The sequence below is a fragment of the Streptomyces sp. NPDC051662 genome (assembly GCF_040681655.1).
In the GTDB taxonomy this organism is placed as follows: domain Bacteria; phylum Actinomycetota; class Actinomycetes; order Streptomycetales; family Streptomycetaceae; genus Streptomyces.
Map to the genome: position 1 here is coordinate 409173 of NZ_JBFAZD010000002.1, position 26809 is coordinate 435981.

The 26809-nt window shown below is 71.6% G+C and carries 21 protein-coding genes; 17 read left to right on the forward strand and 4 right to left on the reverse strand.

Annotation, left to right across the window (positions count from 1 at the left end):
• Positions 1 to 41: 41 nt before the first annotated feature.
• Both AB0M67_RS04510 and AB0M67_RS04515 read right to left on the reverse strand, forming a co-directional pair.
• Complete coding sequence (locus tag AB0M67_RS04510; RefSeq protein ID WP_249950863.1) at positions 42 to 323, reverse strand: hypothetical protein; 282 nt, start codon at positions 321 to 323, stop codon at positions 42 to 44.
• Between the two features lie 9 nt (positions 324 to 332).
• Positions 333 to 1100, reverse strand: a complete 768-nt coding sequence (locus tag AB0M67_RS04515) for a PspA/IM30 family protein (protein ID WP_249950864.1) — start codon at positions 1098 to 1100, stop codon at positions 333 to 335.
• Positions 1101 to 1385: 285 nt separating this feature from the next.
• Between AB0M67_RS04515 and AB0M67_RS04520 the strand changes: the two genes are divergently transcribed.
• The 5 genes from AB0M67_RS04520 (at position 1386) to rph (ending at position 8810) form a co-directional block, all read left to right on the forward strand.
• Complete coding sequence (locus AB0M67_RS04520) at positions 1386 to 1982, forward strand: DUF3043 domain-containing protein (RefSeq protein ID WP_129769807.1); 597 nt, start codon at positions 1386 to 1388, stop codon at positions 1980 to 1982.
• Between the two features lie 59 nt (positions 1983 to 2041).
• Positions 2042 to 2776 (forward strand): methyltransferase domain-containing protein, encoded by a 735-nt coding sequence (locus AB0M67_RS04525; protein WP_365742868.1) that lies wholly within the window; start codon positions 2042 to 2044, stop codon positions 2774 to 2776.
• Positions 2777 to 2851: 75 nt separating this feature from the next.
• Positions 2852 to 4642: an ABC transporter ATP-binding protein gene (locus AB0M67_RS04530; protein WP_365742869.1), complete on the forward strand. Its 1791-nt coding sequence runs from the start codon at positions 2852 to 2854 to the stop codon at positions 4640 to 4642.
• Between the two features lie 104 nt (positions 4643 to 4746).
• A complete protein-coding gene (locus tag AB0M67_RS04535; RefSeq protein ID WP_365742506.1) occupies positions 4747 to 5835 on the forward strand; it encodes a trypsin-like peptidase domain-containing protein in 1089 nt (362 codons plus the stop codon).
• Positions 5836 to 6212: 377 nt separating this feature from the next.
• Positions 6213 to 8810, forward strand: a complete 2598-nt coding sequence (gene rph / locus AB0M67_RS04540) for a rifamycin-inactivating phosphotransferase (protein ID WP_365742508.1) — start codon at positions 6213 to 6215, stop codon at positions 8808 to 8810.
• A 143-nt stretch (positions 8811 to 8953) separates the two neighbouring features.
• Here rph and AB0M67_RS04545 read toward each other — a convergent pair whose 3' ends face one another.
• Complete coding sequence (locus AB0M67_RS04545; protein ID WP_365742511.1) at positions 8954 to 9163, reverse strand: hypothetical protein; 210 nt, start codon at positions 9161 to 9163, stop codon at positions 8954 to 8956.
• 92 nt (positions 9164 to 9255) lie between these two features.
• Here AB0M67_RS04545 and AB0M67_RS04550 point away from each other — a divergent pair, with 92 nt between their 5' ends.
• The 11 genes from AB0M67_RS04550 (at position 9256) to AB0M67_RS04600 (ending at position 24997) form a co-directional block, all read left to right on the forward strand.
• A complete protein-coding gene (locus AB0M67_RS04550) occupies positions 9256 to 10464 on the forward strand; it encodes a bifunctional adenosylcobinamide kinase/adenosylcobinamide-phosphate guanylyltransferase (protein WP_365742513.1) in 1209 nt (402 codons plus the stop codon).
• Between the two features lie 98 nt (positions 10465 to 10562).
• Positions 10563 to 11651 (forward strand): nicotinate-nucleotide--dimethylbenzimidazole phosphoribosyltransferase, encoded by a 1089-nt coding sequence (cobT, locus tag AB0M67_RS04555; protein WP_365742515.1) that lies wholly within the window; start codon positions 10563 to 10565, stop codon positions 11649 to 11651.
• A gap of 75 nt (positions 11652 to 11726) precedes the next feature.
• Entirely contained in the window at positions 11727 to 13505 is a 1779-nt protein-coding gene (locus AB0M67_RS04560) for a phosphatidylglycerol lysyltransferase domain-containing protein (RefSeq protein WP_365742518.1), read from the forward strand.
• Positions 13506 to 13559: 54 nt separating this feature from the next.
• Positions 13560 to 14375 carry an adenosylcobinamide-GDP ribazoletransferase gene (locus AB0M67_RS04565; protein ID WP_365742520.1) on the forward strand — a complete coding sequence of 272 codons (816 nt, stop codon included), beginning with the start codon at positions 13560 to 13562 and terminating at the stop codon, positions 14373 to 14375.
• A 205-nt stretch (positions 14376 to 14580) separates the two neighbouring features.
• Complete coding sequence (locus AB0M67_RS04570) at positions 14581 to 16113, forward strand: leucyl aminopeptidase (protein ID WP_365742522.1); 1533 nt, start codon at positions 14581 to 14583, stop codon at positions 16111 to 16113.
• A 248-nt stretch (positions 16114 to 16361) separates the two neighbouring features.
• Positions 16362 to 17750: a dihydrolipoyl dehydrogenase gene (gene lpdA / locus AB0M67_RS04575; protein ID WP_365742524.1), complete on the forward strand. Its 1389-nt coding sequence runs from the start codon at positions 16362 to 16364 to the stop codon at positions 17748 to 17750.
• Between the two features lie 96 nt (positions 17751 to 17846).
• Positions 17847 to 19649 (forward strand): 2-oxoglutarate dehydrogenase, E2 component, dihydrolipoamide succinyltransferase, encoded by a 1803-nt coding sequence (gene sucB / locus AB0M67_RS04580; protein ID WP_365742526.1) that lies wholly within the window; start codon positions 17847 to 17849, stop codon positions 19647 to 19649.
• Between the two features lie 131 nt (positions 19650 to 19780).
• Positions 19781 to 20404 carry a GntR family transcriptional regulator gene (locus tag AB0M67_RS04585; RefSeq protein WP_249950878.1) on the forward strand — a complete coding sequence of 208 codons (624 nt, stop codon included), beginning with the start codon at positions 19781 to 19783 and terminating at the stop codon, positions 20402 to 20404.
• 215 nt (positions 20405 to 20619) lie between these two features.
• Positions 20620 to 23310 carry a pyruvate dehydrogenase (acetyl-transferring), homodimeric type gene (aceE, locus tag AB0M67_RS04590; RefSeq protein WP_365742529.1) on the forward strand — a complete coding sequence of 897 codons (2691 nt, stop codon included), beginning with the start codon at positions 20620 to 20622 and terminating at the stop codon, positions 23308 to 23310.
• A gap of 97 nt (positions 23311 to 23407) precedes the next feature.
• Positions 23408 to 24373 carry a YafY family protein gene (locus AB0M67_RS04595; protein ID WP_365742531.1) on the forward strand — a complete coding sequence of 322 codons (966 nt, stop codon included), beginning with the start codon at positions 23408 to 23410 and terminating at the stop codon, positions 24371 to 24373.
• A gap of 102 nt (positions 24374 to 24475) precedes the next feature.
• Positions 24476 to 24997: a DUF4240 domain-containing protein gene (locus tag AB0M67_RS04600; RefSeq protein ID WP_365742871.1), complete on the forward strand. Its 522-nt coding sequence runs from the start codon at positions 24476 to 24478 to the stop codon at positions 24995 to 24997.
• A gap of 10 nt (positions 24998 to 25007) precedes the next feature.
• Here AB0M67_RS04600 and AB0M67_RS04605 read toward each other — a convergent pair whose 3' ends face one another.
• On the reverse strand, positions 25008 to 25505 hold the full coding sequence (locus AB0M67_RS04605; protein WP_365742533.1) for a GNAT family N-acetyltransferase: 498 nt from the start codon (positions 25503 to 25505) through the stop codon (positions 25008 to 25010).
• Positions 25506 to 25540: 35 nt separating this feature from the next.
• On the opposite strand from AB0M67_RS04605, the gene AB0M67_RS04610 reads away from it, so the two are divergent.
• The gene (locus AB0M67_RS04610; RefSeq protein ID WP_365742873.1) at positions 25541 to 26449 is read left to right on the forward strand and encodes a TIGR01777 family oxidoreductase; all 909 of its coding nucleotides are present in this window, start codon (positions 25541 to 25543) and stop codon (positions 26447 to 26449) included.
• The last annotated feature ends 360 nt before the right edge of the window (positions 26450 to 26809 follow it).

Genomic DNA, 26809 nt, shown 5'->3' on the forward strand with positions numbered 1-26809 from the left:
CGCGGGGCACGCGGGGAGTGCTGGAGTGCGGGAGACGCCGGTCAGGCCGAAGGGATCAGGCCGTCGTCGTTCAGCATCTCGCGGACCTCTTCCAGGGTCGCGCCAGGAGCGGGCAGGATCAGTTCGGACGGCTCCAGGGAGTCGTCGGGCAGCGGCTCGCCGAGCTCGCGCACCTTGTCCAGGAGGGCGTGGAACGTACGGCGGAAGCCGTCCGTGTCACCGTTCCTGATCTCGGCCAGCAGCTCGTCGTCCAGCTTGTCGAGTTCGGTGAAGTGGCTGTCCGCCAGCTTCACCTGGCCCTCCCCCATGATCCGTACGATCATGACGAATCCCTACTGCTTGTCGAATTTGTTCGTGGTCGGCGGAGCGTCCTGGGTGCCGCCCTCGATCGCCTGCTTCGGGGCCGAGCCGCCCGCGAGCTCCGCCTTCATGCGCTGGAGCTCCAGTTCGACGTCCGTGCCGCCGGAGATCCGGTCCAGCTCGGCGGCGATGTCGTCCTTCGCCATCCCGGACTGGTCGTCCAGGGCGCCGGAGGCCAGCAGCTCGTCGATCGCGCCGGCGCGCGCCTGCAGCTGCGCGGTCTTGTCCTCCGCGCGCTGGATCGCCATACCGACGTCGCCCATCTCCTCGGAGATGCCCGAGAAGGCCTCCCCGATCCGGGTCTGCGCCTGTGCCGCGGTGTAGGTGGCCTTGATGGTCTCCTTCTTCGTACGGAAGGCATCGACCTTGGCCTGGAGGCGCTGCGCGGCGAGCGTGAGCTTCTCCTCCTCGCCCTGCAGCGTCTGGTGCTGCGTCTCCAGGTCGCTGACCTGCTGCTGGAGCGAGGCACGGCGGGAGAGCGCCTCACGCGCCAGGTCCTCCCGGCCGAGCGCCAGCGCCTTGCGGCCCTGGTCCTCCAGCTTCGACGACTGGCCCTGCAGCTGGTTCAGCTGCAACTCCAGCCGCTTACGGGACGTCGCCACATCGGCGACCCCGCGACGTACCTTCTGCAGCAGCTCAAGCTGCTTCTGGTACGAGTAGTCAAGGGTCTCGCGCGGATCCTCGGCCCGGTCAAGGGCCTTGTTGGCTTTCGCGCGGAAGATCATCCCCATACGCTTCATGACACCGCTCATGGGCTTCGCGCGCCCCCTTCTGACGGACTACAGCTCCAGCACTCCAACAGAACCCACAGTACGGGCCCTGCCTCTATTACCGCACTGTTCCAGCACGGATGCGCTCCTCCCCAAGGACGACTGCTCCGCCGCCCGGTCAGGCGCAAGGAGTAGACGGCTGTCAGGGACAGGGGAGACAAAGTCCCCCTCTGTCCCCATACGGACGCTCGCTGTTGCGGGATCGTTCCCCGCGGGGGTGGGGTCCAACCACGACACCCCGTACCCTTGGGTTTTGTGTTCCGAAGCCGTTCCAAGGAAGAGAAGGCCCCCGCCACCCAGGTGACACCGGGCCTCTCCACGCAGCCCCGCGACCCGCAGGCCCCCAAGGGCCGCCCGACTCCCAAGCGCAGTGAGGCGCAGACGCAGCGACGCCGCGCCTCCACGACGCCGACCGACCGCAAGACGGCCATGAAGCGCCAGCGCGAGGCACGCCGCGCGGATCTGGCGAAGCAGCGCGAGGCGCTGGCGAGTGGTGACGAGCGCTATCTGCCCGCCCGTGACAAGGGGCCGGTACGCCGCTTCGTCCGCGACTTCGTCGACTCACGCTTCTGCATGGCCGAGTTCTTCCTGCCGCTCGCGGTGGTGATCCTCGTGCTGAGCATGGTCAGGGTCGGTGCCCTCCAGAACATCGCGCTGCTGTTGTGGCTCGGTGTGATCGTGCTGATCGTCATCGACTCGATCGGGCTCTGGTTCCGGCTGAAGAAGCAGCTCGCCGAGCGCTTCCCGGACACCCCCAAGCGTGGTGCGGTGGCCTACGGCCTGATGCGTACGCTCCAGATGCGCCGACTGCGGCTGCCGAAGCCGCAGGTCAAGCGCGGAGAGCGGCCCTGAGCGCGGAAGTCTCCGGCTCCGCGGGAGGCTCGGCCGACCGGCCGGTCACCGGTGGCGCGCTGCGCCATGTCGTCCGGCGGGAACTCGTCGCGCGCCAGCTCGACGAGCAGATCGCCGGCCGTTTCCCGGTGGGGCGGCGGCTGCGTGTCCTGGACGTCGGTATGGGGCAGGGCACCCAGGCCCTGCGCCTGGCGCGCGCCGGGCATACGGTCACCGGTCTTGAGTCGGACGCCGCGCTGCTCACCGAGGCCCGCGCGACGCTCGCCGACGAGCCCGCGGGCATACGTGAGCGGGTCAGGCTGATCGAGGGCGAGGGCCTGGAGACCGGGGTGCACTTCCTGCCCGGCAGCTTCGACGTGGTCCTCTGCCACGGGGTGCTCATGTACGCCGACGAGCGGGACGCGCTGCTCGCGGGGCTGGCCAGGATGGTGGCACCGGGCGGTCTGCTGTCGCTGCTCGTACGCAACGGGGACACCCTGGCCCTGCGGCCAGGGCTGGCCGGGGACTGGGCGGGGGCGCTGGACTCCTTCGACACCGACACCTATGTCAACCCACTGGGACTGCGGGTACACGCGGACCGGCTGGAGGCGCTCACCGCCACGCTGGCGGGGATCGCCGCGCCGCTGCACGCCTGGTACGGCGTACGCGTCTTCACGGACGGCGCGGCCGGGGACGCGGAAGCGCCCGCCGGGGAGGAGCTGGCACGGCTGCTGGCCCTGGAGGACCGGGCGGGGCGCACGGAGCCGTACCGCAGGGTCGCCGCACTGCTGCATCTGTGCGGCGTGCGCGGCTGAGCCCCGGGACATGACCCGGCCGGGGAGTCAGTCAGGTGGCGGGCCCCCGGACGCGTCCTCACGGTCGTGAGCAGCATAGAGAGCGGCGGCGGAGCCGGCGCACCCGAGACGGCCCGGCTCTCCGCGGGGGAGACCTGGCGGGCCCTGTACCGGCACTTCCGGCCGCACCGCCGGATCGTTGCCTTCGGCGCGTTCCTGGCGCTGATCGGCGCGGCGAGCGGACTGGCCCAGCCGCTCGCGGCCAAGGCCCTGGTCGAACGGCTGGGTGAGGACGGTTCGATCACCGGCATTCTGCTGGTGCTCACGGGGCTGGTGGTGTTCGGTACGGCGATCGAGGCGCTCGCCTCGTACCTCCTGGAGCGGACCGCCGAGTCCGTCGTCCTCGCCGCCCGCCGCACCCTGATCGGACGGCTGCTGCGGCTGCGGCTGCCCGAGGTGGAGCGGACCCAGCCGGGCGATCTGATGTCCCGGGTCACCTCGGACACCACTCTGCTGCGCGCGGTGACGACCCAGTCGATCGTCTCGGCGGGCACCGGCGGGCTCGCGTTCCTGGCGACCGTCGTACTGATGGGCGTGATGGACGTGGTGCTGCTCGGTGTGACGCTGGGGGTGATCGTGGTGATCGGCGCCGCCGTGGCGCTGGTCATGCCCAGGATCTCGCGGGCGACGCGACGGTCGCAGGAGGCCGTCGGCCATATCTCCACCGTGCTGGAGCGGGCCTTCGGCGCGTTCCGTACGGTCAAGGCGTCGGGCGCGGAGGAGCGCGAGGCCGCCGTGGTGGAGGCGGCGGCCACGGAGGCGTGGCGGCATGGCGTACGGGCCGCGAAGTGGCAGTCGCTGGCCGGGTCCTCGGTCGGGCTCGCCGTACAGGTGTCGTTCCTGGCGGTGCTGGGGATCGGCGGGGCCCGGGTGGCCTCGGGGGCCATCTCCATCTCGACGCTGATCGCGTTTCTGCTGTTCCTGTTCTATCTAATGGATCCGGTGTCGAAGCTGGTGCAAGCGGTGACGCAGTACCAGGTGGGATCGGCGGCCGTCGCCAGGATCGCGGAGGCGGAGCGGCTGGAGACCGAGGTCCTGGAGCCGGCCGCCGGAAAGCCGGGGACCGCCGGGCCGCACGGCGGGGGCCCGGCCACCGTGGTCTTCGAGGACGTCACCTTCCGGTACCGCGAAGAGCTTCCGTATGTCCATCACGGTGTCTCCTTCGAGATCCCCGGCCCCGGGATGACGGCCTTCGTCGGCCCCTCGGGCGCGGGCAAGACGACCGTCTTCGGACTGATCGAACGGTTCTACGAGGCCACCGGCGGCCGGGTCCTGGTCGACGGCAGGGACGTACGCGACTGGTCGCTCCCCGAGCTGCGCGCCACCATCGGCTATGTCGAGCAGGACGCCCCGGTGCTGGCCGGGACGCTGCGCGAGAATCTGGTCTTCGCCGCCCCCGACGCCACCGATGAGCGGATCAGGGAAGTGCTCGTACGGGCAAGGCTGGACGGGCTCGTGGAGCGGCTGCCGGACGGTCTGGAGACGCTGGTCGGGCACCGCGGCTCCAAGCTGTCCGGCGGTGAGCGCCAGCGCGTGGCGATCGCGCGGGCGCTGCTGCGCGGGCCCCGGCTGCTGCTCCTGGACGAGGCGACGTCCCAGCTGGACGCGGTCAACGAACTGGCGCTGCGCGACGCGGTGGCGGAGGCGGCCCGGGAGGTGACGGTGCTGGTGGTGGCGCACCGGCTGTCGACGGTGACGCTCGCGGACCGCATCGTGGTGATGGACGCGGGCAAGGTGCGGGCGGTGGGTACGCACGAGGAGCTGGTGGCGAACGATCCGCTGTACGGGGAGCTGGCGGCCACCCAGTTCCTGGCGGCGGCACGCTGAGCGGCGCGACGGCGTACGCGCCGGTCGGGGCCGGTCGGGGCGGCGCCCCCTGATCGGCGGTGCACCGCAGGCCACACCGATAGGACAAACGGGATACTCCGGGCATGGATGTTTCCCTTCCCCGCCGTCGCGCCCGCCGGCCGCTGCTGCCTCTGACCGCCGCGATCTGTGTGGCGGCGGTGGCCGGCGGCTGCGCCGGCCCCGGCACCCCGGGCTCCCACAGGTCGAACCCCGACATCACGACCCAGGCGGCGGCCATGCGGCGCGCCGGCAACGATCTGCAGACCGCCTACGAGACGGCGATCAAGAATGTGCTGCCCTCGGTCGTCCAGATCCAGTCGGGGGACACTCTCGGGTCGGGCGTCGCCTACGACGGACAGGGCCACATCGTCACCAACGCCCATGTCGTCGAGAAACAGCGGACCTTCTCGGTCACCGTGGCCAACAGCGAGCAGCCCCTCGGGGCCAAGCTCGTCTCCAGCTTCCCCGAGCAGGATCTGGCCGTCATCAAGCTCGACAGGATCCCGGCCGGGCTGAAGCCCGCCAAGTTCGGCGAGACCTCGGCGGTCGCGGTCGGTCAGATCGTGCTGGCCATGGGGTCACCGCTGGGGTTGCAGGGCAGCGTCACCCAGGGCATCGTCTCGGCGGTCGGACGGACCGTCAGCGAGCCCTCGTCGGGCGGCGGTACGGGCGCCACCATCGCCAACATGGTGCAGACGTCGGCCGCGATCAACCCGGGCAACAGCGGGGGCGCGCTGGTCAACCTGAACAGCGAGGTGATCGGCATCCCGACACTGGCGGCGGTCGACCAGCAGCTGGGCAACAGCGCAGCGCCCGGGATCGGCTTCGCGATCCCGGCGTCGCTGGTGAAGACGATCGCCGACCAGATCATCAAGAACGGCCGGGTCATCGACTCGGGCCGGGCGGCCCTGGGCATCAGCGGCCGTACCGTACTCGGCCCCGACTTCCAGCCCATCGGCGTCGCGGTCGTCACGGCCCCGAGGGGCGGCGCCGCGGCCAAGGCGGGGATCAAGCCCGGGGACATCATCACCAAGGTCGGCGGCGCCCGGGTCACCACGATCCTCGCGCTGTCCGAGGAACTCGCCTCGCAGAAGCCGGGACAGAAGGTCAAGGTGACCTTCACACGGAACGGCGCGACGAAGACGGCGGAGGTCACACTCGGCGAGATGTAGGGCCTGTCCGGCGGATCACGCCGACTCGGCACACACGACGGGGTCCGCCGGACACGATCGGCGGGCCCTGCCCGCGTTGTGGCGCGCCAGCCCTGAATCTCGTCGACGGCAAAAAGCGAAGGCAAGGAGAGCTCTCTCCTTGCCACTCTCAAGGTATAGCGCGCCGGGGGGCTTGCCGCAAGACCCGGGGTACCGCGCAGAATCGTCGGCCGACGCCACAACCTGCGGAAATGGGAGCACGACGTGCGGCAGCCAGAGGCGAGAACGTGTCTGACAAGAGGTCCGGCGGAACGGGGGGCACCGGTGGTGCGCTCGGCCGGTGCGGTGCGAGGGGACACGGCGCGAAGGGACCCGGCTGCCTCGGCGGAGGTATCGCGATGACCGAGCGGTACGTATGGGATCTCCACGAGGTCGACGAGACGCGGGCCGCGGTCGTCGGCGGCAAGGGCGCGCACCTGGGCGGGCTGTCGCGGATCGAAGGCATCCGGGTGCCGGAGGGCTTCTGCGTGACGACGGACGCCTTCCGGCGGATCATGGCGGAAGCGCCGTCGGTCGACGATCGACTCGATCGGCTGGCGAACCTGAACCCGGACGACCGGGAGGCGGTCCGTGCGCTCAGCGCGGAGATCCGCCGGACCGTCGAGGGGATCGCCGTCCCGGGCGATCTCGCGGCGGCGATCACCCGCGCGCTCGCCGGGCTCGGCGAGCAGACGGCCTGCGCCGTCCGCTCCAGCGCGACGGCGGAGGACCTGCCGACGGCCTCCTTCGCCGGCCAGCAGGACACGTATCTGAACGTCGTGGGGCCGACGGCGATCCTTCAGCACATCAGCAGGTGCTGGGCCTCGCTGTTCACCGAGCGGGCCGTGACCTACCGTCAGCGGAACGGCATCGATCACCGTACGGTCCAGATGGCCGTGGTCGTGCAGCGGATGGTCCTCCCGCACGCGGCCGGCATCCTGTTCACGGCCGACCCCGTCACGGGCAACCGGAAGGTCGCCACCGTGGACGCCGGCTTCGGCCTCGGCGAGGCCCTGGTCTCCGGCCTGGTGAACCCGGATGTCTTCACGGTGCGACAGGGCGAGATCGTCGCCAAGGCGATCGCCGCCAAACAGCGCGCCGTTCACGCCCTGCCGACGGGCGGTACGCGGGAAGTGGCGATCGACCCGCGGCGGCAGAAGCAGCCGGCGCTGACGGACGCGCAGGTCCTGCGGCTCGTGGAGCTCGGGCGGCGGATCGAGGCGCACTTCGGCCGCCCCCAGGACATCGAATGGTGCCTGGCCGACGATGACTTCCGGATCGTTCAGAGCCGGCCGATCACCACGCTGTTCCCCATCCCCGAGACCGGCGACCAGGAGAATCATGTCTACGTCTCCGTCGGTCATGGGCAGATGATGACCGACCCCGTGAAGCCCCTGGGGCTCTCCATGTGGCGGCTGACGGCCATGGTGCCGATGCACGAGGCAGGCGGGAGGCTGTTCGTCGACGTCACCCGGCGGCTGGCCTCACCCGCGAGCCGCGCCGGTCTCCTGGACGTCATGGGGAGAGGCGATCCGCTGATCAGGGACGCCCTGGAGACCGTCCTCGACCGCGACGGCTTCGTCCCGTCGCTCCCGGACGCGGCTCCCGGCGGACCGCCGGCCAGAGGCGCGTCCGCCCCGATCGAGACCGATCCGGCCCTCGTCACCGGGCTGATCGAGCGCAGCCGGGCGTCCATCGCCGCACTGGAGCGCGACATCGGGACGAAGACAGGACCGGCGCTGTTCGACTTCCTGCTGGAGGCCTTCGAGGAGCACAAACGAGTCCTCGGTGATCCGCTGAGCATTCAGGCGATCATGGCGGGGATGGAGGCCACGTGGTGGCTCAACGACACGCTGCTGGAGTGGCTGGGCGAGAAGAACGCGGCTGACACGCTCACGCTGTCCGCCCCCGACAACGTCACGTCGGAGATGGGACTGGCGCTGCTCGACGTCGCGGACGTGATCCGCCGGTGGCCGGAAGTGGTGGCGTTCCTTCAGGACGTCGAGGACGAGGGCTTCCTGGACGAGCTGCCCGGACTCGCGGGCGGGACCGAGGCGCGCGACGCCATCGAGTCCTACCTCGACCGGTACGGCATGCGCTGCGTCGGCGAGATCGACATCACGAGGCCACGTTGGCGCGAGCGCCCCACCACGCTCGTGCCCGTGATCCTCGACAACGTCAGGAACTTCGAGCCGGGCGCCGCCGAGCGCCGCTTCGAGCAAGGGCGGCGGAAGGCGCGGAAGAAGGAACAGGACGTGCTGTCACGCTTGCGGGCCCTGCCGGACGGAGACCGGAAAGCCGACGAGACCAAGCGGATGATCGACCGGGTCAGAACCTTCATCGGATACCGGGAGTACCCGAAGTACGCCATCATCAGCCGCTACTTCCTCTACAAGCGGGCCCTGCTGGAGGAGGCCGAGCGCCTCGTGCGGGCCCATGTGCTCCGTGAGAAGGAGGACATCTTCTACCTCACGTTCCAGGAAATCCACGACGTCGTGCGCGAGAACCAGGTGGACGACCAGCTCATCCGGCGGCGCGAGGAGGCGTTCCGGTCGTACCACGCGCTCACACCGCCCCGGGTGCTCACCTCGGACGGTGAGGCCGTCACCGGGGCCTACCGGCGCGACGACGTGCCGGCCGGCGCCCTGATCGGCCTCCCGGTCTCCGCCGGGACCGTCGAGGGAAGGGCCCGCGTCATCCGTGACATGGCGGAGGCCGATCTCGAAGCGGGCGACATCCTGGTCACGACCTTCACGGACCCCAGCTGGTCGCCGCTGTTCGTCGGAATCGCGGGCCTGGTGACGGAGGTGGGCGGCCTGATGACCCATGGCGCGGTGATCGCCCGGGAGTACGGCCTGCCGGCCGTCGTGGGCGTGGAGCGGGCCACCGGGCTGATCCGGGACGGGCAGCGGATCCGCGTACACGGAACCGACGGGTACATCGAGATCCTGCCCTGACCGACCACACCGGGAAGCCTTGGACGGGTGGGTCCGTGTCAGCGTCGTCCACCCCCCGGCGGCAGACGGGACTTCGGGCCTGCTCGTCCAGGAAGGTGCCGGGTGCCCGCGGACCGGTCCGCGGGCACCCGTGCGCGTACGGATCAGCTCTCGTCGGCCCGCAGGCTCATCGGACCGTAGATCTTGGCGCCGTCCTCGAACAGCGAGACCTGTTCCGCGCCTCCGTCGAGAAGCTCCCTCCATGCCTCGCCGACCCACGACTCGGCGTCCCCCTGCGTCGTGAACTCCTCGGGCTCCACCGCCGGCGAGACCTCCGTCCCGTCGGCCTTCTCGAACCGCCACATCCACGCCATGTGCGCCTCCCGGGTCCCGCGGAACTGATCGATTTCCTGCCCGCAGCGTAGCCGGGCGCGCACCGTGAGCGGTGACACGGGAGGATCGCCCCGTGGAACTGACTCTGCTCGGCACCGGAGCCCCCTCGGGACTCCCCCGCCCCCACTGCACCTGCGCCGCCTGCGCGACCGCCCGCGGTGAGCGCGCCCGCGCCGCGACCGCCCTGCTGGTGGACGGCGTCCTGCTGCTCGACCTCACCCCGGGTGCGGCGCTCGCCGCGGCCCGCGCCGGGCACTCCCTCGCGGGCGTACGGCAGGTGCTGCTCAGCCATCCGCACGACGGTCCCGCGGTGGAGCTGCCCGCCGGACTGCCCGCGGCGGGCCGGGTGGCGGACGGCCGGGTACTGACGCTGCTCGGCGGACACCGGGTACGGGCGGTGCCGATGGACGCGCCGGGTACGGGGTACGAGGTGACGGCGTCCGGCGGCGAGCGGTTGCTGTATCTGCCGCCGGGCGGGGCGCCCGCGGGTCTCGCACCCGAGAACGGCCGGGCCGCGGCCCCCTACGACATGGTCGTCGCCGACGTGGTGGGGCGGCCCGACGCGGTGGCGCGGCTGCGGGCGGCCGGGGCGATCGGGCCCGACACCGATGTCCTCGCCGTCCATCTCGACCACGATGTGCCGCCGGGCCCCGAACTGGACCGACGGCTGGCGGCGGCGGGCGCGCGGGCCGTACCCGACGGGACGACACTGACCGTCGGCGCGTACCACCCGGTGCCCCAGGTGCCCCGGCGCACGCTGGTGACGGGCGGGGCGCGCTCGGGCAAGTCCTGGGAGGCGGAGCGGCGGCTCGCGGCGTTTCCCGGGGTGCTGTACGTGGCGACCGGCGGCGGTCGCGAGGGCGACCCGGAGTGGGACGTCAGGGTCCGCGCGCACCGTGAGCGCCGGCCGGGGTCCTGGCGCACGGAGGAGACCTGCGACCTCGTACCCCTGCTCGCGGCGGAGGGGCCGCCGCTGCTGATCGACTGCCTGTCGCTGTGGCTGACGGACGCGATGGACCGGGTGAACGCGTGGGACGACGCGGCGTGGGCGACGGGCGGCGAGAAGGCGCTGCGGGAGCGGACTGCGGCGCTGGTGGCGGCGGTGCGGGGTACGCGGCGCACGGTGGTGGCGGTGACGAACGAGGTGGGGTCGGGGGTGGTGCCGGCGACGGTGTCGGGAAGGCGGTTCCGGGATGAGCTGGGGAGGCTGAACGCGGGGGTGGCGGAGGAGTGTGAGCATGTGCTGCTGGTGGTGGCGGGCCAGGCGGTGACGCTGCGGTAGCCCCTGCGGGGCGCGTCCGGGGGGGGCGGTGTGGTGCCGGTGGTCGCCACCGAGCACCAAAGGCGAACGCCCCCCGGCCGGACGGTAACCTCGGCGAAATGAGCTCGCTTAATCTCGATGACTTCTCCGATCTGATCGAGCGCCCCGACAGCGGTACGCGGCGGGACGCCGAGGAACGGCGGGAGCGGCTGGCCGTGCCGAGCGGGGCGCTGGGGCGCCTGGACGAGCTCGGTGAGTGGCTCTCCGCCGCGCAGGGGTCCGTACCGGTCAAGGCCGTCCGGCAGCCCCGCGTCGTGCTGTTCGCGGGTGATCACGGCGTCGCCGCGCTTGATGTCTCCGGGCGGCCCGCGGGCAGCGCGCAGTCGCTGGTGCGCGCGGTGCTGGAGGGCGAGAGCCCCGTCGCGGTGCTGGCCCGGCTGGCGGAGGTGCCGGTGCGGATCGTGGACGCCGGGCTCGACTGCGATCCGGCGCTGCTGCCCGACGAGGTCGTACGGCACCGGGTGCGGCGCGGCAGCGGGCGGATCGACATCGAGGACGCGCTGACGATCGAGGAGGCCGAGCGGGCCGTACGGCTCGGGATGGCGATCGCGGACGAGGAGGCGGACTCGGGCACGGATCTCGTCGTACTGGGCGATCTGAGCGTCGGCGGCACGACGCCCGCGGCCACCCTGATCGCCGCGCTGTGCGGTACGGACGCGTCCGTGGTGACCGGGCGCGGTGGCGCCGGGATCGATGATCTGGCGTGGATGCGCAAGTGCGCGGCGGTGCGGGACGCGCTGCGCCGGGCGCGGCCGGTGCTGGGGGATCAGCTGGAGCTGCTGGCGACGGTGGGCGGCGCGGATCTGGCCGCGATGACCGGGTTCCTGCTGCAGAGCGCGGTACGGCGGATGCCGGTGATCCTGGACGGTGTGGTCTCGGCGGCCTGCGCGCTGGTCGGCCAGCGGGCGGCGTTCCGCGCTCCCGACTGGTGGCTCGCGGGCCAGTTGAGCGGGGAGCCGGCGCAGGCGAAGGCGTTGGACAGGATGGCGCTCAACCCGCTGCTGGACCAGGGCGTCACCGTAGGGGAGGGATCCGGGGCGCTGCTCGCGCTCCCGCTCGTCCGGGCCGCCGCCGCTCTCGCGGCGGAGCTGCCGGAGCGGGCCGCGGCGCGGGACGCGGAGGACACCTCGGAGTACGTCACCGAGTGAGGCATCGGTGCGGTCGCTACCACGGGCGGCCGTATCAGTCTGCGTGAAACACGATGCCCCATATGATCGTGTTTTATGGGAGAAGTCCGCATGGCTGTCTATCCATTGGGCCGGGCGACCGGGGCGAGCCGGGCCACCGAACGTTCGCGGCGCGGCGCGGCGTTCGCGGTCTGGTATCTGCGCGCCGTCACCTTCGTCAATTTCCTGAGCGCCGTATGGGTCTCGCTCGGACAGGATCTGCGACGGCACAACGTCGACAACTACTTCACCCCGTATCTGCTCACGGCGGGCTTCGCGTCCGGGGTCTTCACGCTCTTCCTCGCGATCACCATGCGCCGCCGCAAGCGTGCCGCCTGGATTCTCAATCTCGTTCTCGCCGGGTCCTTCCTGCTGCTGTTCGCGTTCGTGATGGTCTTTCCGGAGATCAGGCGGTACCCGCAGAACTGGGTCTCGCTCGGGCTGACCGGCGCCTTCGTCTGCGCGCTGCTGCTGGGGCGGCGGGAGTTCTACGCGAAGGGCGACCGCTCCAACCCGAGGCTGGCGGCGGCCGTGGCGGTCGGCGGGCTGCTGGTCACCTCGCTGCTGGCCGCGCTGCTCGTCACCGTCACCAACACGGCCGGGGGCTCCTCGTCCTTCACCGAGCGCTGGCGGTACGGCACGGCACGGCTCGTGTCGCTGATGGCCGACGACTCCCGTTTCCCGGGGATCGTGACACCGGGCTGGGTCAAGGTCACCATCAACGTCCTGTCCACGCTGCTGCTGCTCGCCGTGTTGTACGCGGCCTTCCGCTCGCGGCGCGCGGTCGACCCGATCACCGGGGACGACGAGGCGAGGCTGCGGGTGCTGCTGGACAGGCACGGGGAGCGTGACTCGCTCGGCTACTTCGCGCTGCGCCGTGAGAAGAGCGTGATGTGGTCCCCGACCGGCAAGGCCGCCATCACCTACCGGGTGGTGGGCGGGGTGTCGCTCGCCTCCGGCGATCCGATCGGTGATCCGGAGGCATGGCCCGGGGCCATCGAACCCTGGCTGGCCGAGGCGCGGGAACACGGCTGGCTGCCCGCCGTGATGGGGGCGAGCGAGGAGGCCGGCACGATCTACGCCCGGCACGGTCTGGACGCGCTGGAACTGGGCGACGAGGCGCTCGTCGAGACCGCCGAATTCACCCTGGAGGGGCGGGCCATGCGGACCGTGCGCCAGGCGTACAACCGGGTCGCGCGGGCCGGCTACCGGGTCACGGTCAGGCGCCACGAGGACATCCCCGCCGACGAGATGGCCGAACTGCTGCGCCGCGCCGACGACTGGCGCGACGGCGCGACCGAGCGCGGCTTCTCGATGGCGCTCGGCCGGCTGGGGGACCCGGGCGACGGCCGGTGCGTGATGCTCGAATGCCATGACGGGAACGGCGAGCTGAGGGCGGTGCTGAGCTTTGTGCCCTGGGGGCCCAAGGGGCTCTCGCTCGACCTGATGCGCCGTGACAGGGACAGCGAGAACGGGCTGATGGAGTTCATGGTCATCGAACTCCTCCGGCGCGCGGGGGAGATCGGGATCACCCAGGTCTCGCTGAACTTCGCGATGTTCCGGTCGGTCTTCGAGCGGGGCGCGAAGCTGGGCGCGGGCCCCGTGCTCCGGCTGTGGCGCTCGCTGCTCAGCTTCTTCTCGCGCTGGTGGCAGATCGAGTCGCTGTACCGCGCCAACGCCAAGTACCGGCCGATCTGGGAGCCACGCTTCATGCTCTTCGAGAAGAGCGCCGATCTGCTGCGCATCGGTATCGCGGCGGGCCGCGCCGAGGGCTTCCTGGAGGCGCCGGGGCTGCCGGGGTGGCTGCATCGCAGAAGGCTGGGAACGCGTCGCTGACCGTCGGGGGACCGGGCGTACTCGTCGGTCCCGTCGTCTCGTTAGTCTCGTGCGATGACCCCCATGGACGGCGAACGCGTGGACACCGCACGCGCCCCGGTGGCCGACGGCATACGGTTCGCCTTCGGCACCCTCACCGTGCTCCCGGTCCGGCTGACGCGCTGGGACCGCGGCGCCGCCCGTGCCGGAATGCTGAGCGCCCCGGCCGCCGGGCTGGTCGTGGGGGTGGCCGCGGCGGGCGCCGGGGCGCTGCCGCTCCTGGCGGGCGCGCCGGCGCTGCTCGCGGCGGTGGCGGCGGTGGCCGTACCCGCCGTCCTCACCCGCGCTCTCCATCTCGACGGTCTCGCCGACACCGCGGACGGCCTCGGCAGCGGCAAGCCGGCCGAGGACGCGCTGCGGATCATGAAGCGGTCGGACATCGGCCCGTTCGGGGTGGTCACGCTGGTGCTGGTGCTGCTGGGGCAGATCGCGGCGGTGGCCGGTCTGTACGCGCAGAGCGCGGCGCGCGGCGCGGTGGCGGTCGTCGTCGCCGGGGTGACGGCGCGGCTCGCGCTCACCCTGGCGTGCCGTACGGGGGTGCCGCCGGCCCGGCCCGACGGTCTGGGCGCGGCGGTGGCGGGCGCGGTGCCGGTACGGTCCGCCGCGGTCGCCGCGCCGCTCGTCCTGGCGGCCTGCGCCGCGGCGGGCGCGCTCCTCGGTCCCTACGGCGCCGTGCGGCACGCGCTGGCGGCCGTGGCCGGGCTGGTCGCGGCCCAACTGCTGCTGCGGCACTGCGTACGGCGCTTCGGCGGGGTCACCGGCGATGTCTTCGGCGCCCTCGCGGAGACGGCCGCGACCGTGGCGCTGGTCGCGCTGACGCTGGGCGTGTGACAGCCGCCGTACGGGGCGCGGTCCGGCGGGACGCAATGGTGCGAAAGCCGCCCACAGCCGAAGGAACCGCCGCCCCGGTGAGCGACGGATATCACTGAGCGTAGGCTCGTTCCCGCCGCGCGCAGCGCCCGCTTACGATGCGGCGGGCACGGTCGGCCCACCCCTCGACCGCCAATGAACCTAACGGAAGCGAGATTTCACCACCGTGACTGCTCTCACTCTCAGCACTGCCGGGGCGGCGACGCTGCGCGCCGACGCGATTGTCGTCGGTGTCGCGAAGGGCGCCAAGGGGCCGGTCGTGGCACCGGGCGCCGAGGCCGTGGACAAGGCGTTCGACGGAAAGCTCGCCTCCGTCCTGGAGACCCTCGGCGCCTCGGGTGCCGAGGGAGAGGTGACCAAGCTGCCCGTGCTGTCGGGCCTGAAGACACCGGTCGTCCTCGCGGTCGGGCTCGGCCCGGTCCCGAAGAAGGACGCGACGTACGGCGCCGAGCCGCTGCGCCGCGCCGCCGGGGTCGCCGCGCGCGCTCTGTCCGGCGTGAAGAAGGCCGCGTTCGCGCTGCCCGTCGAGGCGGCGGAGGACATCGAGGCGATCGCCGAGGGCGCCCTCCTCGGCGCGTACGCCTTCACCGCGTACCAGGGCGGCGAGAAGAAGGCCAAGAAGGGCGACAACGGCCCGAAGCAGCCGCTCGGCGAGGTCGCGCTGCTGGGTGCCAAGCCGCGCGACAAGGCGCACAAGGCCGCGGCCGAGCGCGCGGTCGCGCTGACCGAAGAGGTCAACCGCGCCCGTGATCTGGTGAACACCCCGCCGAACGACCTCACCCCCGAGTCCTTCGCCGCCGTGGCCACCGCCGCCGGCAAGGAGAACGGCATCAAGGTGCAGGTCCTCGACGAGAAGGCGCTCGCCAAGGGCGGCTACGGCGGCATCCTCGGGGTCGGCCAGGGCTCGGCCAACCCGCCGCGGCTGGTGAAGCTCGCCTACACGCACCCCGACGCGGAGAAGACCCTCGCCCTCGTCGGCAAGGGCATCACCTACGACTCGGGCGGCATCTCGCTGAAGCCGGCCGGTCACAACGAGACGATGAAGTGCGACATGAGCGGCGCCGCCGCGGTGTTCGCCGCCGTTGTCACGGCCGCGCGGCTCGGTCTCCCCGTCAACGTCACCGGCTGGCTCGCCCTCGCGGAGAACATGCCGTCCGGCACCGCCACCCGCCCGGGTGACGTGCTGCGCATGTACAGCGGCAAGACCGTCGAGGTCCTCAACACCGACGCCGAGGGCCGGCTCGTGCTGGCCGACGCGCTGACCCGGGCCTCCGAGGAGAACCCGGACGCGATCGTCGACGTGGCGACCCTGACCGGCGCGATGGTGCTGGCGCTGGGCAACCGCACGTTCGGGATCATGGCGAACGACGAGGCGTTCCGTACCTCGATCCACGAGATCGCGGAGGAGGCGGGCGAGGCGTCCTGGCCGATGCCGCTCCCCGCGGACCTGCGCAAGGGCATGGACTCCCCCACCGCCGACATCGCGAACATGGGCGAGCGGATGGGCGGCGGACTGGTCGCCGGACTCTTCCTGAAGGAGTTCGTCGGCGAGGGCATCACCTGGGCCCACCTGGACATCGCGGGCCCGGCCTTCCACGAGGGGGCGCCGTACGGCTACACGCCGAAGGGCGGTACGGGCTCCTCGATCCGTACGCTCGTGAAGCTGGCCGAGCGCGTCGCCGCGGGCGACCTGGGCTGAGTCACGGACCGGGTCACGGTCCGCGCGCGCGGGCCGGCGGACCGGGGCTCCGGAGGTGAGTGGGGGCGGTAGAACTATGTCGCCCGTCTCACCTCCGGGGCCCCGCGTCCCGTCTTGCTTCGACAAGTGCGAAGATGGGTTCTCGGCAGGACAGGGCCCCCACCACAGGGCCGAAGACATAGCGGCCGAAGACCAGCCGCCGCCCGGTCACCGGACCGCGCCCGGCGCACATGCATGGAGGACGTGACGTGGCGAACGACGCCAGCACCGTTTTCGACCTAGTGATCCTCGGCGGCGGTAGCGGCGGTTACGCCGCGGCGCTGCGCGGAGCGCAGCTGGGCCTGGACGTCGCCCTGATCGAGAAGAACAAGCTGGGCGGCACCTGCCTGCACAACGGCTGCATCCCCACGAAGGCTCTGCTGCACGCCGGCGAGATCGCGGACCAGGCGCGCGAGAGCGAGCAGTTCGGTATCAAGACCACCTTCGACGGCGTCGACATCGCCGGTGTGCACAAGTACAAGGACGAGGTCGTCTCGGGCCTCTACAAGGGCCTCCAGGGTCTGGTCGCCTCCCGCAAGGTGACCTACATCGAGGGCGCGGGCCGGCTCTCCTCCCCCACCTCCGTCGATGTGAACGGGCAGCGCGTCCAGGGCCGTCATGTCCTCCTCGCGACCGGTTCCGTACCGAAGTCGCTGCCGGGTCTGGTGATCGACGGCGAGCGCGTCATCTCCTCGGACCACGCGCTGACGCTGAACCGGGTCCCGAAGTCCGCGATCATCCTGGGCGGCGGCGTCATCGGCGTCGAGTTCGCCTCCGCGTGGAAGTCCTTCGGCACGGACGTCACCGTCGTCGAGGGCCTCAAGCACCTCGTCCCCGTCGAGGACGAGAACAGCTCCAAGCTGCTGGAGCGCGCCTTCCGCAAGCGCGGCATCAAGTTCAACCTCGGTACGTTCTTCGAGAAGGCCGAGTACACGCCGGACGGTGTCCGGGTGACGCTGGCCGACGGGAAGACCTTCGAGGCGGAGATACTGCTCGTCGCGATCGGCCGCGGTCCGGTCTCCGAGGGGCTCGGGTACGAGGAGCAGGGCGTCGCGACCGACCGCGGCTATGTCCTCGTCGACGAGTACATGCGCACGAACGTGGAGACCATCTCGGCGGTCGGCGACCTCGTCCCGACCCTCCAGCTGGCGCATGTCGGCTTCGCCGAGGGCATCCTGGTGGCCGAGCGGCTGGCCGGACTGAAGACCGTTCCGATCGACTACGACGGCGTGCCCCGGGTGACGTACTGCCACCCCGAGGTCGCCTCCGTCGGTATCACCGAGGCCAAGGCCAAGGAGATCTACGGCGCGGACAAGGTCGTCGCTCTCAAGTACAACCTCGCGGGCAACGGAAAGAGCAAGATCCTCAAGACCGCGGGCGAGATCAAGCTCGTCCAGGTCAAGGACGGCGCCGTGGTCGGCGTCCACATGGTCGGTGACCGTATGGGCGAGCAGGTCGGCGAAGCTCAGCTGATCTACAACTGGGAGGCCCTGCCGGCCGAGGTCGCGCAGCTCATCCACGCGCACCCGACCCAGAACGAGGCTCTCGGCGAGGCCCACCTGGCCCTGGCCGGCAAGCCCCTCCACTCCCACGACTGATGCTTCAGTCCGGGCGCGACGACCACTACCGCACTTCCCCTCGCTCGGCGCTCCGCGCGAGCTGGGGAGACCCCATCGTTAGGAGCAACTGAGACCATGGCGGTTTCCGTAACCCTGCCGGCGCTCGGCGAGAGCGTCACCGAGGGCACTGTCACCCGCTGGCTGAAGGCCGAGGGCGAGCGCGTCGAGGCCGACGAGCCGTTGCTTGAGGTCTCCACCGACAAGGTCGACACCGAGATCCCGGCCCCGGCCGGCGGTGTGCTGGCCTCCATCAAGGTGGCCGAGGACGAGACCGTGGAGGTCGGCGCCGAGCTGGCCATCATCGACGACGGTACGGGTGGCCTCGCGGCGGCCCAGCCGACGCAGACTGTCCCCGCTCCGGCCCCCGTCGCCGAGCCCGCCCCTGCCCCCGCGGCCCCGGCCCCGGTGGCCGAGGCTCCCGCGGCCCCCGCTCCGGCTCCGGCCGCCGCGCCCGCCGCCCCGGCCGGTGGCGCCTCCGGCACCGACGTCACGCTGCCCGCGCTGGGCGAGTCGGTCACCGAGGGCACCGTCACCCGCTGGCTGAAGGAGGTCGGCGAGGAGGTCGCGGAGGACGAGCCGCTGCTTGAGGTCTCCACCGACAAGGTCGACACCGAGATCCCCGCCCCGGTCGCCGGTGTGCTGCTGGAGATCGTGGTCGGCGAGGACGAGACCGCCGAGGTCGGCGCCAAGCTCGCCGTGATCGGTGCTCCGGGGGCTGCCCCGGCCGCCGCTCCGGCTCCGGCCGCGCCGCCGCCCGCACCGGTGGTCCAGCAGGCTCCGGCCCCGGCCGCTGCCCCGGCTCCCGTCGCCGCGCCGGCACCGGCTCCGGCGCCCGTGCCGGTCCAGGCCGCCCCGGCGGCTCCGGCTCCCGCTCCGGCCGCCCCGGCGCCCGTGGCCCCGGCCCCGGTCACCCCGGCGCCCGCCGCGACCGCCGGTGACGACGGCGCGTATGTCACCCCGCTGGTGCGCAAGCTGGCCGCCGAGAACGGTGTCGACCTGACCTCGGTCAAGGGCACCGGCGTCGGTGGCCGTATCCGCAAGCAGGACGTCGTCGCCGCCGCGGAGGCCGCCAAGGCCGCCGCGCGGGCCGCCGCCCAGGCCCCGGCCGCCGCTCCCGCCGCCGCGCCGAAGGCGCCCACGCTGGAGGCGTCCCCGCTGCGCGGTCAGACCGTCAAGATGACCCGCATGCGCAAGGTCATCGGCGACAACATGATGAAGGCGCTGCACACACAGGCCCAGCTGACCTCCGTGGTCGAGGTGGACATCACCAAGCTGATGCGGCTGCGCGCCCAGGCCAAGGACTCCTTCGCCGCGCGTGAGGGCGTCAAGCTCTCCCCGATGCCGTTCTTCGTCAAGGCGGCGGCCCAGGCGCTGAAGGCCCACCCGGTCATCAACGCCCGGATCAACGAGGACGAGGGCACGATCACGTACTTCGACTCGGAGAACATCGGCATCGCCGTGGACTCCGAGAAGGGTCTGATGACCCCGGTCATCAAGGGTGCGGGCGATCTGAACATCGCCGGTATCTCCAAGAAGACCGCGGAGCTGGCGGCGGCGGTCCGGGCGAGCAGGATCACCCCGGACGATCTGGCCGGCGCGACCTTCACCATCAGCAACACCGGTTCGCGCGGTGCGCTGTTCGACACGATCATCGTGCCGCCGAACCAGGTCGCCATCCTGGGCATCGGCGCCACCGTCCGGCGTCCCGTGGTCATCAACCACCCGGACCTCGGCGAGACGATCGCGGTGCGCGACATGACGTACGTCGCGCTCTCCTACGACCACCGGCTGGTGGACGGCGCCGACGCCGCCCGCTATCTGACGGCGGTCAAGGCGATTCTGGAAGCCGGCGAGTTCGAGGTCGAGCTCGGCCTGTAGGCCCCAAACGCCTCACGGCACCCTGTACGGCAAAGGCGCCCCCGCCCGGATCATTTCCGGGCGGGGGCGCCGCCGTATGGAGCGCGCCGCCGTATCGTTCATCCATCGACCGCTGCCCCCAGGAGCGCTTCATGACCCCGCCCGTCATCCACTCGCTGCGCGAACAGATCCGCGAGCACATCGTGGAGGGGATCGTCAGTGGCCGCTGGAAGCCGGGTGAGCGGATCGTGGAGCGGCGTATCGCGACCGAGCTGCGGGTCAGCCAGACGCCCGTACGCGAGGCGCTGCGCGAGCTGGAGAGTCTGCGGCTGATCGAGTCGGCGCCCAACAAGGGCGTACGGGTGCGGAATCTGACCGCGGCCGATCTGGAGGAGAGCTATCCGGTACGGGCGGGTCTTGAGCAGATCGCCGCGGAGCTGGCCGCCGAGCGCCTCGCGCTGGACTGCTCGGCGCTTGAGCCGCATGTACTGGCGCTGTACGAGGCGGACCGAAGAGCCGACGGGACCGGTCAGGTGCGGCACACCGTGGCCTTCCACCGGGAGCTGGTGCGGGCGGCCGGTAACAGTGTGTTGCTGCACACCTGGGAGGGGCTGGGCATCGAGGTCTTCACCGCGCTGTCGATCCGCTGGCTCGGAACGGTGCAGAAGTCGTACGCCGAGGAGCACGAGGAGCTGGTCCAGGCGTTCCGCAGAAGGGATCCCGGCATTGGCGCACTGGTGAAGGACCATGTGCTCGGATGTGCGCCGCGCGCCTGATTCGCCCCTTCTGTCATGACTCACTCTCGGTCACTCGGTGCCCCGTTCTGCGGCACGGAATGCCAATTCCTCCAGATCGAGAAGTTTTGCCTTTCAACCCTTTGATCGATCATCGATCAGCGACTTACAGTCTTAGACGGACTGCACCCAGTCCTCCGCCCTGTCCTGCCAGACAAGGCTTTCTCCACCCCCCTCCTGTCCGGAAGGCGGCGACCATGCCCGACCCCGTAGGCAAACTTCCGAGCGAGCTCGACCAGCTCCCGGACCGTGATGCCGAGGAGACCGCCGAGTGGGCGGCCTCGCTCGACGCCGTGACCGAGCACGCCGGCCCGCACCGCGCCGCCTATCTGATGCGGCGCACCCTCCATCACGCGGGAACGGCCGGGGTCCCGGTGCCCGCGCTGCTGGAGACCGACTATGTGAACACCATCCCCACCGCCTCGGAGCCCGCCTTCGACGGCGACGAGGCGATGGAGTCCCGGATCACCGCCTGGAACCGCTGGAACGCGGCGGCCATGGTCACCCGCGGCGCCCGCTTCGGCGTCGGCGGCCATATCGCCACCTTCGCGTCCGCGGCCTGGCTGTACGAGACCGGCTTCAACCACTTCTTCCGCGGCAAGGAGTCCCAGGACTCCCCCGGCTCCGGCGACCAGCTCTATATCCAGGGCCACGCCTCCCCCGGCATATACGCCCGCGCCTTCCTCGACGGCCGGCTGACCGAGTCGGACCTCGACAACTTCCGCCAGGAGGCGGGCGGCAAGGGTCTGCCCTCGTACCCGCATCCGCGCCGGCTGCCCTGGCTGTGGGAGTTCCCCACCGTCTCGATGGGCCTCGGCCCGCTCTCCGCGATCTACCAGGCGCGCTTCAACCGCTATCTGACCAACCGCGGTATCAAGGACACCTCCGCCTCGCACGTGTGGGCGTTCCTCGGCGACGGCGAGATGGACGAGCCCGAGTCGACGGCGGCCCTGGCGCTCGCGTCCCGTGAGCAGCTGGACAATCTGACCTTTGTCATCAACTGCAACCTCCAGCGCCTCGACGGTCCCGTCCGCGCCAACTTCAAGATCGTGCAGGAGCTGGAGGCCCAGTTCCGCGGCGCCGGCTGGAATGTCATCAAGTCGCTGTGGGGCTCGGCCTGGGACGAGCTGTTCGCCCTGGACACCACGGGCGCGCTGGTCCGCCGGCTGCGCCAGGTGCCCGACGCGCAGTTCCAGACGTACGCGACCCGCGATGTCGCCTACATCCGCGAGCACTTCTTCGGTGTGGACCCGGCCCTCATCGCCCTCGCCGAGCTGCTGCCCGACACGAAGATCGCCGAGTGCTTCTACACCTCGCGCGGTGGCCACGAGGCCCGCAAGGTGTACGCGGCCTACCGCGCGGCCCTGGCGCACAAGGGCGCCCCGACCGTGATCCTGGCGCAGACCGTGAAGGGCTACACGCTCGGCTCCGGCTTCGAGTCGCGCAACGCCAACCACCAGATGAAGAAGCTCTCGGGCGACCAGTTCCGCGCCATGCGGGACCTGCTCGACCTGCCCATCCCGGACGCGAAGCTGGACGACAGCCTCGTACCGTACGGCCACCCCGGCGCCGACTCCCCCGAGGTGCGCTACCTCCAGGAGCGCCGCGCGGAGCTGGGCGGCCCCGCCCCGGCCCGCCGGGTGCACGCCGTGGCCCTGCCCGAGCCGTCCGACAAGCCGTTCCAGGCGGTCCACAAGGGCTCGGGCAAGCAGTCCGTGGCGACCACCATGGCGTTCGTCCGGCTGATGAAGGACCTGATGCGGGACAAGGAGACCGGCAGGCGCTGGGTCCCGATCGTCCCGGACGAGGCGCGCACCTTCGGTATGGAGGCGCTGTTCCCGTCGGCCGGCATCTACTCGCCGCTGGGCCAGACGTACGACCCGGTCGACCGCGACCAGATCATGTACTACAAGGAAGCCAAGGACGGCCAGATCCTCAACGAGGGGATCACCGAGGCCGGTTCGATGGCGGACTTCATCGCCGCGGCCACGTCGTACGCGACGCACGGCGAGACGATGATCCCCTTCTACATCTTCTACTCGATGTTCGGCTGGCAGCGTACGGGCGACCAGATGTGGCAGCTCGCCGACCAGCTGGGCAAGGGCTTCATCGTCGGTGCCACCGCGGGCCGTACGACCCTGACCGGTGAGGGCCTCCAGCACGCCGACGGCCACTCGCATCTGATCGCGTCCACCAACCCGGCCGCCCTCAACTACGACCCGGCGTTCGCGTACGAGATCGCCGTGATCGTCAAGGAGGGCCTGCGGCGGATGTACGGGGAGCCCCTCCCCGGCGAGGACCAGAACGTCTTCTACTACCTGACGGTCTACAACGAGCCGATGCCGCAGCCCGCGATGCCGGAGGGCGTCGAGGAGGGCATCATCAAGGGCCTGTACCGCTTCAAGGAGGGCACCCCGGCGGCGGCCGACGCCCCCCGTACCCAGCTGCTGGCGTCCGGTACGGCGATCCACTGGGCCCTGGAGGCACAGGAGCTGCTCGCCGCCGACTGGGGCGTCACCGCCGATGTCTGGTCCGCCACGTCCTGGGGCGAGCTGCGCCGGGACGCGATGGAGGCCGACGAGGCGCTGCTGCGTGGCGAGGAGCGGGTGCCGTATGTGACGCGCGCGCTGTCCGGCGCGCCGGGTCCTGTCCTCGCGGTCAGCGACTGGATGCGTCAGGTCCCCGACCAGATCAGCCAGTGGGTCGAGCAGGACTACACCTCGCTCGGTACGGACGGCTTCGGTCTCTCCGACACCCGGGAGGCGGCCCGCCGCCACTTCGGTGTGGACGCCCGGTCGATCGTGGTCGCGGCGCTGGCGCAGCTGGCCCGCCGGGGCGAGGTCAAGCCGGAGCGGGTCGTGGAGGCCCGCGAGCGCTACGGCCTCTGAGCCCGCCGGGTCCTGAGGCCCGCCGGGTCCTGAGGCCCGGTGATGCCCCCGGGAGCCCCTGTCACGCCGTGGCGGGGGCTCCCTGCATCATGGTGCAATGCGTGCTGCCCGGCTGATCAAGATGGTGCTCCTGCTCCAGTCCCGACCCTCCATGACCGCGGGCGAACTGGCCCGGGAGCTCGAAGTGTCCGAGCGGACCATCACCCGGGACGCCCAGGCGCTCTCGGAGGCCGGGGTCCCGGTCTACGCGGACCGCGGCAGAAGCGGCGGCTACCGGCTGGTCGGCGGCTACCGCACCCGGCTGACCGGGCTGGCGCGCGGCGAGGCCGAGGCGCTGTTCCTCTCCGGAGTGCCGGGAGCGCTGCGGGAGATGGGGCTCGACGATGTCTCGTCGGCGGCCCGGCTGAAGGTGTCGGCGGCGCTGCTGCCCTCGCTGCGGGATGCCTCGGACTCGGCGGCGCAACGCTTCCATCTGGACGCGCCGGGCTGGTACCAGGAGCCGGAGACGCCCGAGCTGCTGCCCGTCCTCGCCGAGGCGGTCTGGGACGACCGGCTGGTCGCGGCGCGCTACCGGCGCGAGGACACCGAGGTGGAGCGGGAGCTGGCCCCGTACGGTCTCGTGCTGAAGGCCGGTGTCTGGTACGTCTGCGCCTGTTCCCAGGGGGCTTTCCGGGTCTACCGGGTGGACCGGTTCGCCTCGGCGGAGACCTTGCAGGAACGTTTTTTCCGGGATGAGTCCTTCGATCTGCCCGGGTTCTGGGAGGAGCGCGCCGCCGAGTTCGCGCGCTCGCTGCTGCGTACGGAGATCGTGGTCCGGCTCTCGGCGGACGGCGCCCACCGGCTGCCGTACGTCGTCGACCGTGTGGCCGCCCGCGAGGCGCTGGCGACGGCCGGTCCGCCGGACGACCGAGGTCTGCTCACGCTCGCGCTGCCGGTGGAGTCGGAGGACGTGGCGTACTCCCAGCTGCTCACGCTCGGCCCGGACGTGGAGGTCCTGCGACCGGACACCCTGCGCGACCGCTTCGCCGAGGCGGCACGGCGGATGCGGACGCTGTACGAGTGACGGGGCGAACTGGAAGACGACCCGAACACCCGGCAACGAAACGGCTCATAATCCGTGGCTCCGCGTGCGCCGCCCTCCCCCAAGCACGATGCTTGACCCGTGATGGACGAGACGGAGTTCTGGGAGATCGTCGACAGCACCCGCGAGGCCGCCGAGGGCGACCCCGAGGACCAGGCCGATCAGCTGGTCGAGCGGCTGCTGCAACTCGACCCCGACTCCGTACTGGACTTCTCACGCCACTTCGAGTCGCGCTACAACCGCGCGTACCGCTGGGACCTGTGGGGCGCCGCCGCCGTGCTGCTCGGCGGCGTCAGCGACGACGCCTTCGACTACTTCCGCTGCTGGCTCATCGGCCAGGGCCGCGAGATCTTCGAGGGCGCGCTGCACGAGCCGGACGCGCTGGCCGAACTGCTTGACGACTTCGACCCGGACATCGACGGGGACGGCGAGGAGCTGGGATACGCGGCGGACGAGGCGTACGAGCAGCTCACCGGCGTGGTGGCACCCGCCCTGGGCATCGCCTCGCAGCCGGCCGAACCGGAGGGCACACCGCTGGACTTCGAGGACGAGACGGCGCTCGCCGAGCGCTTCCCACGGCTCTCGGAGCGCTTCGGCGGCGAGTAGGTCCTCTCGCTCAGTCCGTCAGCGAGATCCCCATGAGCACATCGTCCGCATACACACCGTCGAGGAAGAACTCCCCGGGCAGAACCCCCTCGACGACATAGCCCTCGGCCTCGTACAGCCTCCGCGCGGGCGCGTTGTGGCCGAGCACCCGCAGCGTCAGCCGCCGCGCCCCCTGGTTGCGCGCGTGCAGCGCCGCCGCGCGCAGCAGCGCGCGGGCCACACCGCGCCCCCGCGCCCACTCGTGGACCGCGAGCCCCTGTATCTGCCGTACATGCGCGTTACTGGCGAGCGGCGTGGGCCGCACCACCCGGACGTAGCCGGCGATCCGCTCGTCGTCGACCTCCGCGACCAGGAAGTCCTCGGGTCGGTGCAGCGCGTCGAAGAACGGACCGTACGGCGGCTCCGGCCGCGGCGACACGGCGTGCAGCGAGGACCAGGTCGCCCGGTCGAGCTCGCCCAGGACTCCGTCGTCGGAGAGAAGCGCGGGACGTATCTGTGCGTCGGACATGGCGCAACTGTGCCATGGGGCGTTCCGCGGGCAGGATGGGTCCCATGAGGATCGCGATCACCGGTTCCACCGGGCTCATCGGTACGGCACTCGCACACTCCCTGCGCGCCGACGGCCACGAGGTGGTCCGCCTGGTGCGGCGCCCCGCCCGGACGGCCGACGAGGTCGAGTGGGACCCGCTGCGCCAGCGGGTCGACGCCCACCGCCTCAACGGCTGCGAGGCCGTCGTCCATCTCGCCGGAGCCGGCATCGGCGACCGCCGCTGGACCGAGGCCTACAAGAAGGAACTCCGCGACAGCCGGATCCTCGGCACCGCCGCCATCGCGGAGGCCGTCGCCACACTCGACCAGCCGCCCCGAGTGCTGGTGTGCGGATCCGCCATCGGGTTCTACGGCGAGACCGGGGACCGGAAGGTGGACGAGAGCGCGCCTCCCGGCGACGGGTTCCTGCCCTCGCTCTGCGTGGACTGGGAGGAAGCGGCCCGGCCTGCGGAAGAGGCGGGCGTACGAACGGTGTTCGCGCGCACGGGCCTCGTCGTCGCGCGCGGGGGCGGGTCCTGGGGCCGGCTCTTCCCGCTGTTCCGCGCGGGGTTGGGCGGACGGCTCGGCTCGGGGCGCCAGTACTGGAGCTTTATCGCGCTGCACGACGAGGTGGCGGCGCTGCGGCATCTGATCGACACGGAAACCCTGGAAGGCCCGGTGAACCTCACCGCGCCGGAACCCGTCACGAACCGCGAGATCACGGCGACGATGGGACGCGTCCTGAACCGCGCGACGCCCTTCCCGGTGCCGGCGGTGGCGCTGCGTGTGGTGCTGGGCGAGCTGTCGGCGGAGGTCCTGGGCAGCCAGCGGGTACTGCCTGCGCGGCTGCTGGAGTCGGGCTTCAGGTTCGCGTTCCCAACGATCGAAGACGCGGTACGGTGCGCCTCCGGCGGGGGTCGTTAGACGCGGTGCGTTTCGGCTGGGGCCGGTGACTGTGTGCGGGTGGTTGCCGGTGGTCGCTCCGGGCTCGCGCCCGGGACTGCATGCTGTGCTTTCCCGGGGGACACCCCCGGACCCCCGTACGGCGCGCAGCTGCCCAGACGATGGTTCGGGCGGTCGCGCGCCACAAATCACGCTCTACGTCCCGGACACGATCCCTGCGCGCCCCCCTTCACCGCCCGCTCAGGCGGCCCGGTCGTGCGCGAGGGTGGGCGGGGGAGGCGGCGGCGCTCTCCCGTACCCGGCCACCTGCCGGTACCGACCGGATCGGGACGGATAACCACCGGCGGGAGGGGGTCGGGGTCGTAGGAGGTGCGTGTCCGG

Coding starts and splice junctions, on each gene's coding strand:
- AB0M67_RS04510 (WP_249950863.1), bottom strand. CDS start 323: ATGATCGTACGGATCATGGGGGAGGGCCAGGTGAAGCTGGCGGACAGC.
- AB0M67_RS04515 (WP_249950864.1), bottom strand. CDS start 1,100: ATGAAGCGTATGGGGATGATCTTCCGCGCGAAAGCCAACAAGGCCCTT.
- AB0M67_RS04535 (WP_365742506.1), top strand. CDS start 4,747: ATGGATGTTTCCCTTCCCCGCCGTCGCGCCCGCCGGCCGCTGCTGCCT.
- rph (WP_365742508.1), top strand. CDS start 6,213: ATGACCGAGCGGTACGTATGGGATCTCCACGAGGTCGACGAGACGCGG.
- AB0M67_RS04545 (WP_365742511.1), bottom strand. CDS start 9,163: ATGGCGTGGATGTGGCGGTTCGAGAAGGCCGACGGGACGGAGGTCTCG.
- cobT (WP_365742515.1), top strand. CDS start 10,563: ATGAGCTCGCTTAATCTCGATGACTTCTCCGATCTGATCGAGCGCCCC.
- AB0M67_RS04560 (WP_365742518.1), top strand. CDS start 11,727: ATGGGAGAAGTCCGCATGGCTGTCTATCCATTGGGCCGGGCGACCGGG.
- AB0M67_RS04565 (WP_365742520.1), top strand. CDS start 13,560: ATGACCCCCATGGACGGCGAACGCGTGGACACCGCACGCGCCCCGGTG.
- sucB (WP_365742526.1), top strand. CDS start 17,847: ATGGCGGTTTCCGTAACCCTGCCGGCGCTCGGCGAGAGCGTCACCGAG.
- AB0M67_RS04585 (WP_249950878.1), top strand. CDS start 19,781: ATGACCCCGCCCGTCATCCACTCGCTGCGCGAACAGATCCGCGAGCAC.
- aceE (WP_365742529.1), top strand. CDS start 20,620: ATGCCCGACCCCGTAGGCAAACTTCCGAGCGAGCTCGACCAGCTCCCG.
- AB0M67_RS04595 (WP_365742531.1), top strand. CDS start 23,408: ATGCGTGCTGCCCGGCTGATCAAGATGGTGCTCCTGCTCCAGTCCCGA.
- AB0M67_RS04600 (WP_365742871.1), top strand. CDS start 24,476: ATGGACGAGACGGAGTTCTGGGAGATCGTCGACAGCACCCGCGAGGCC.
- AB0M67_RS04605 (WP_365742533.1), bottom strand. CDS start 25,505: ATGTCCGACGCACAGATACGTCCCGCGCTTCTCTCCGACGACGGAGTC.
- AB0M67_RS04610 (WP_365742873.1), top strand. CDS start 25,541: ATGGGTCCCATGAGGATCGCGATCACCGGTTCCACCGGGCTCATCGGT.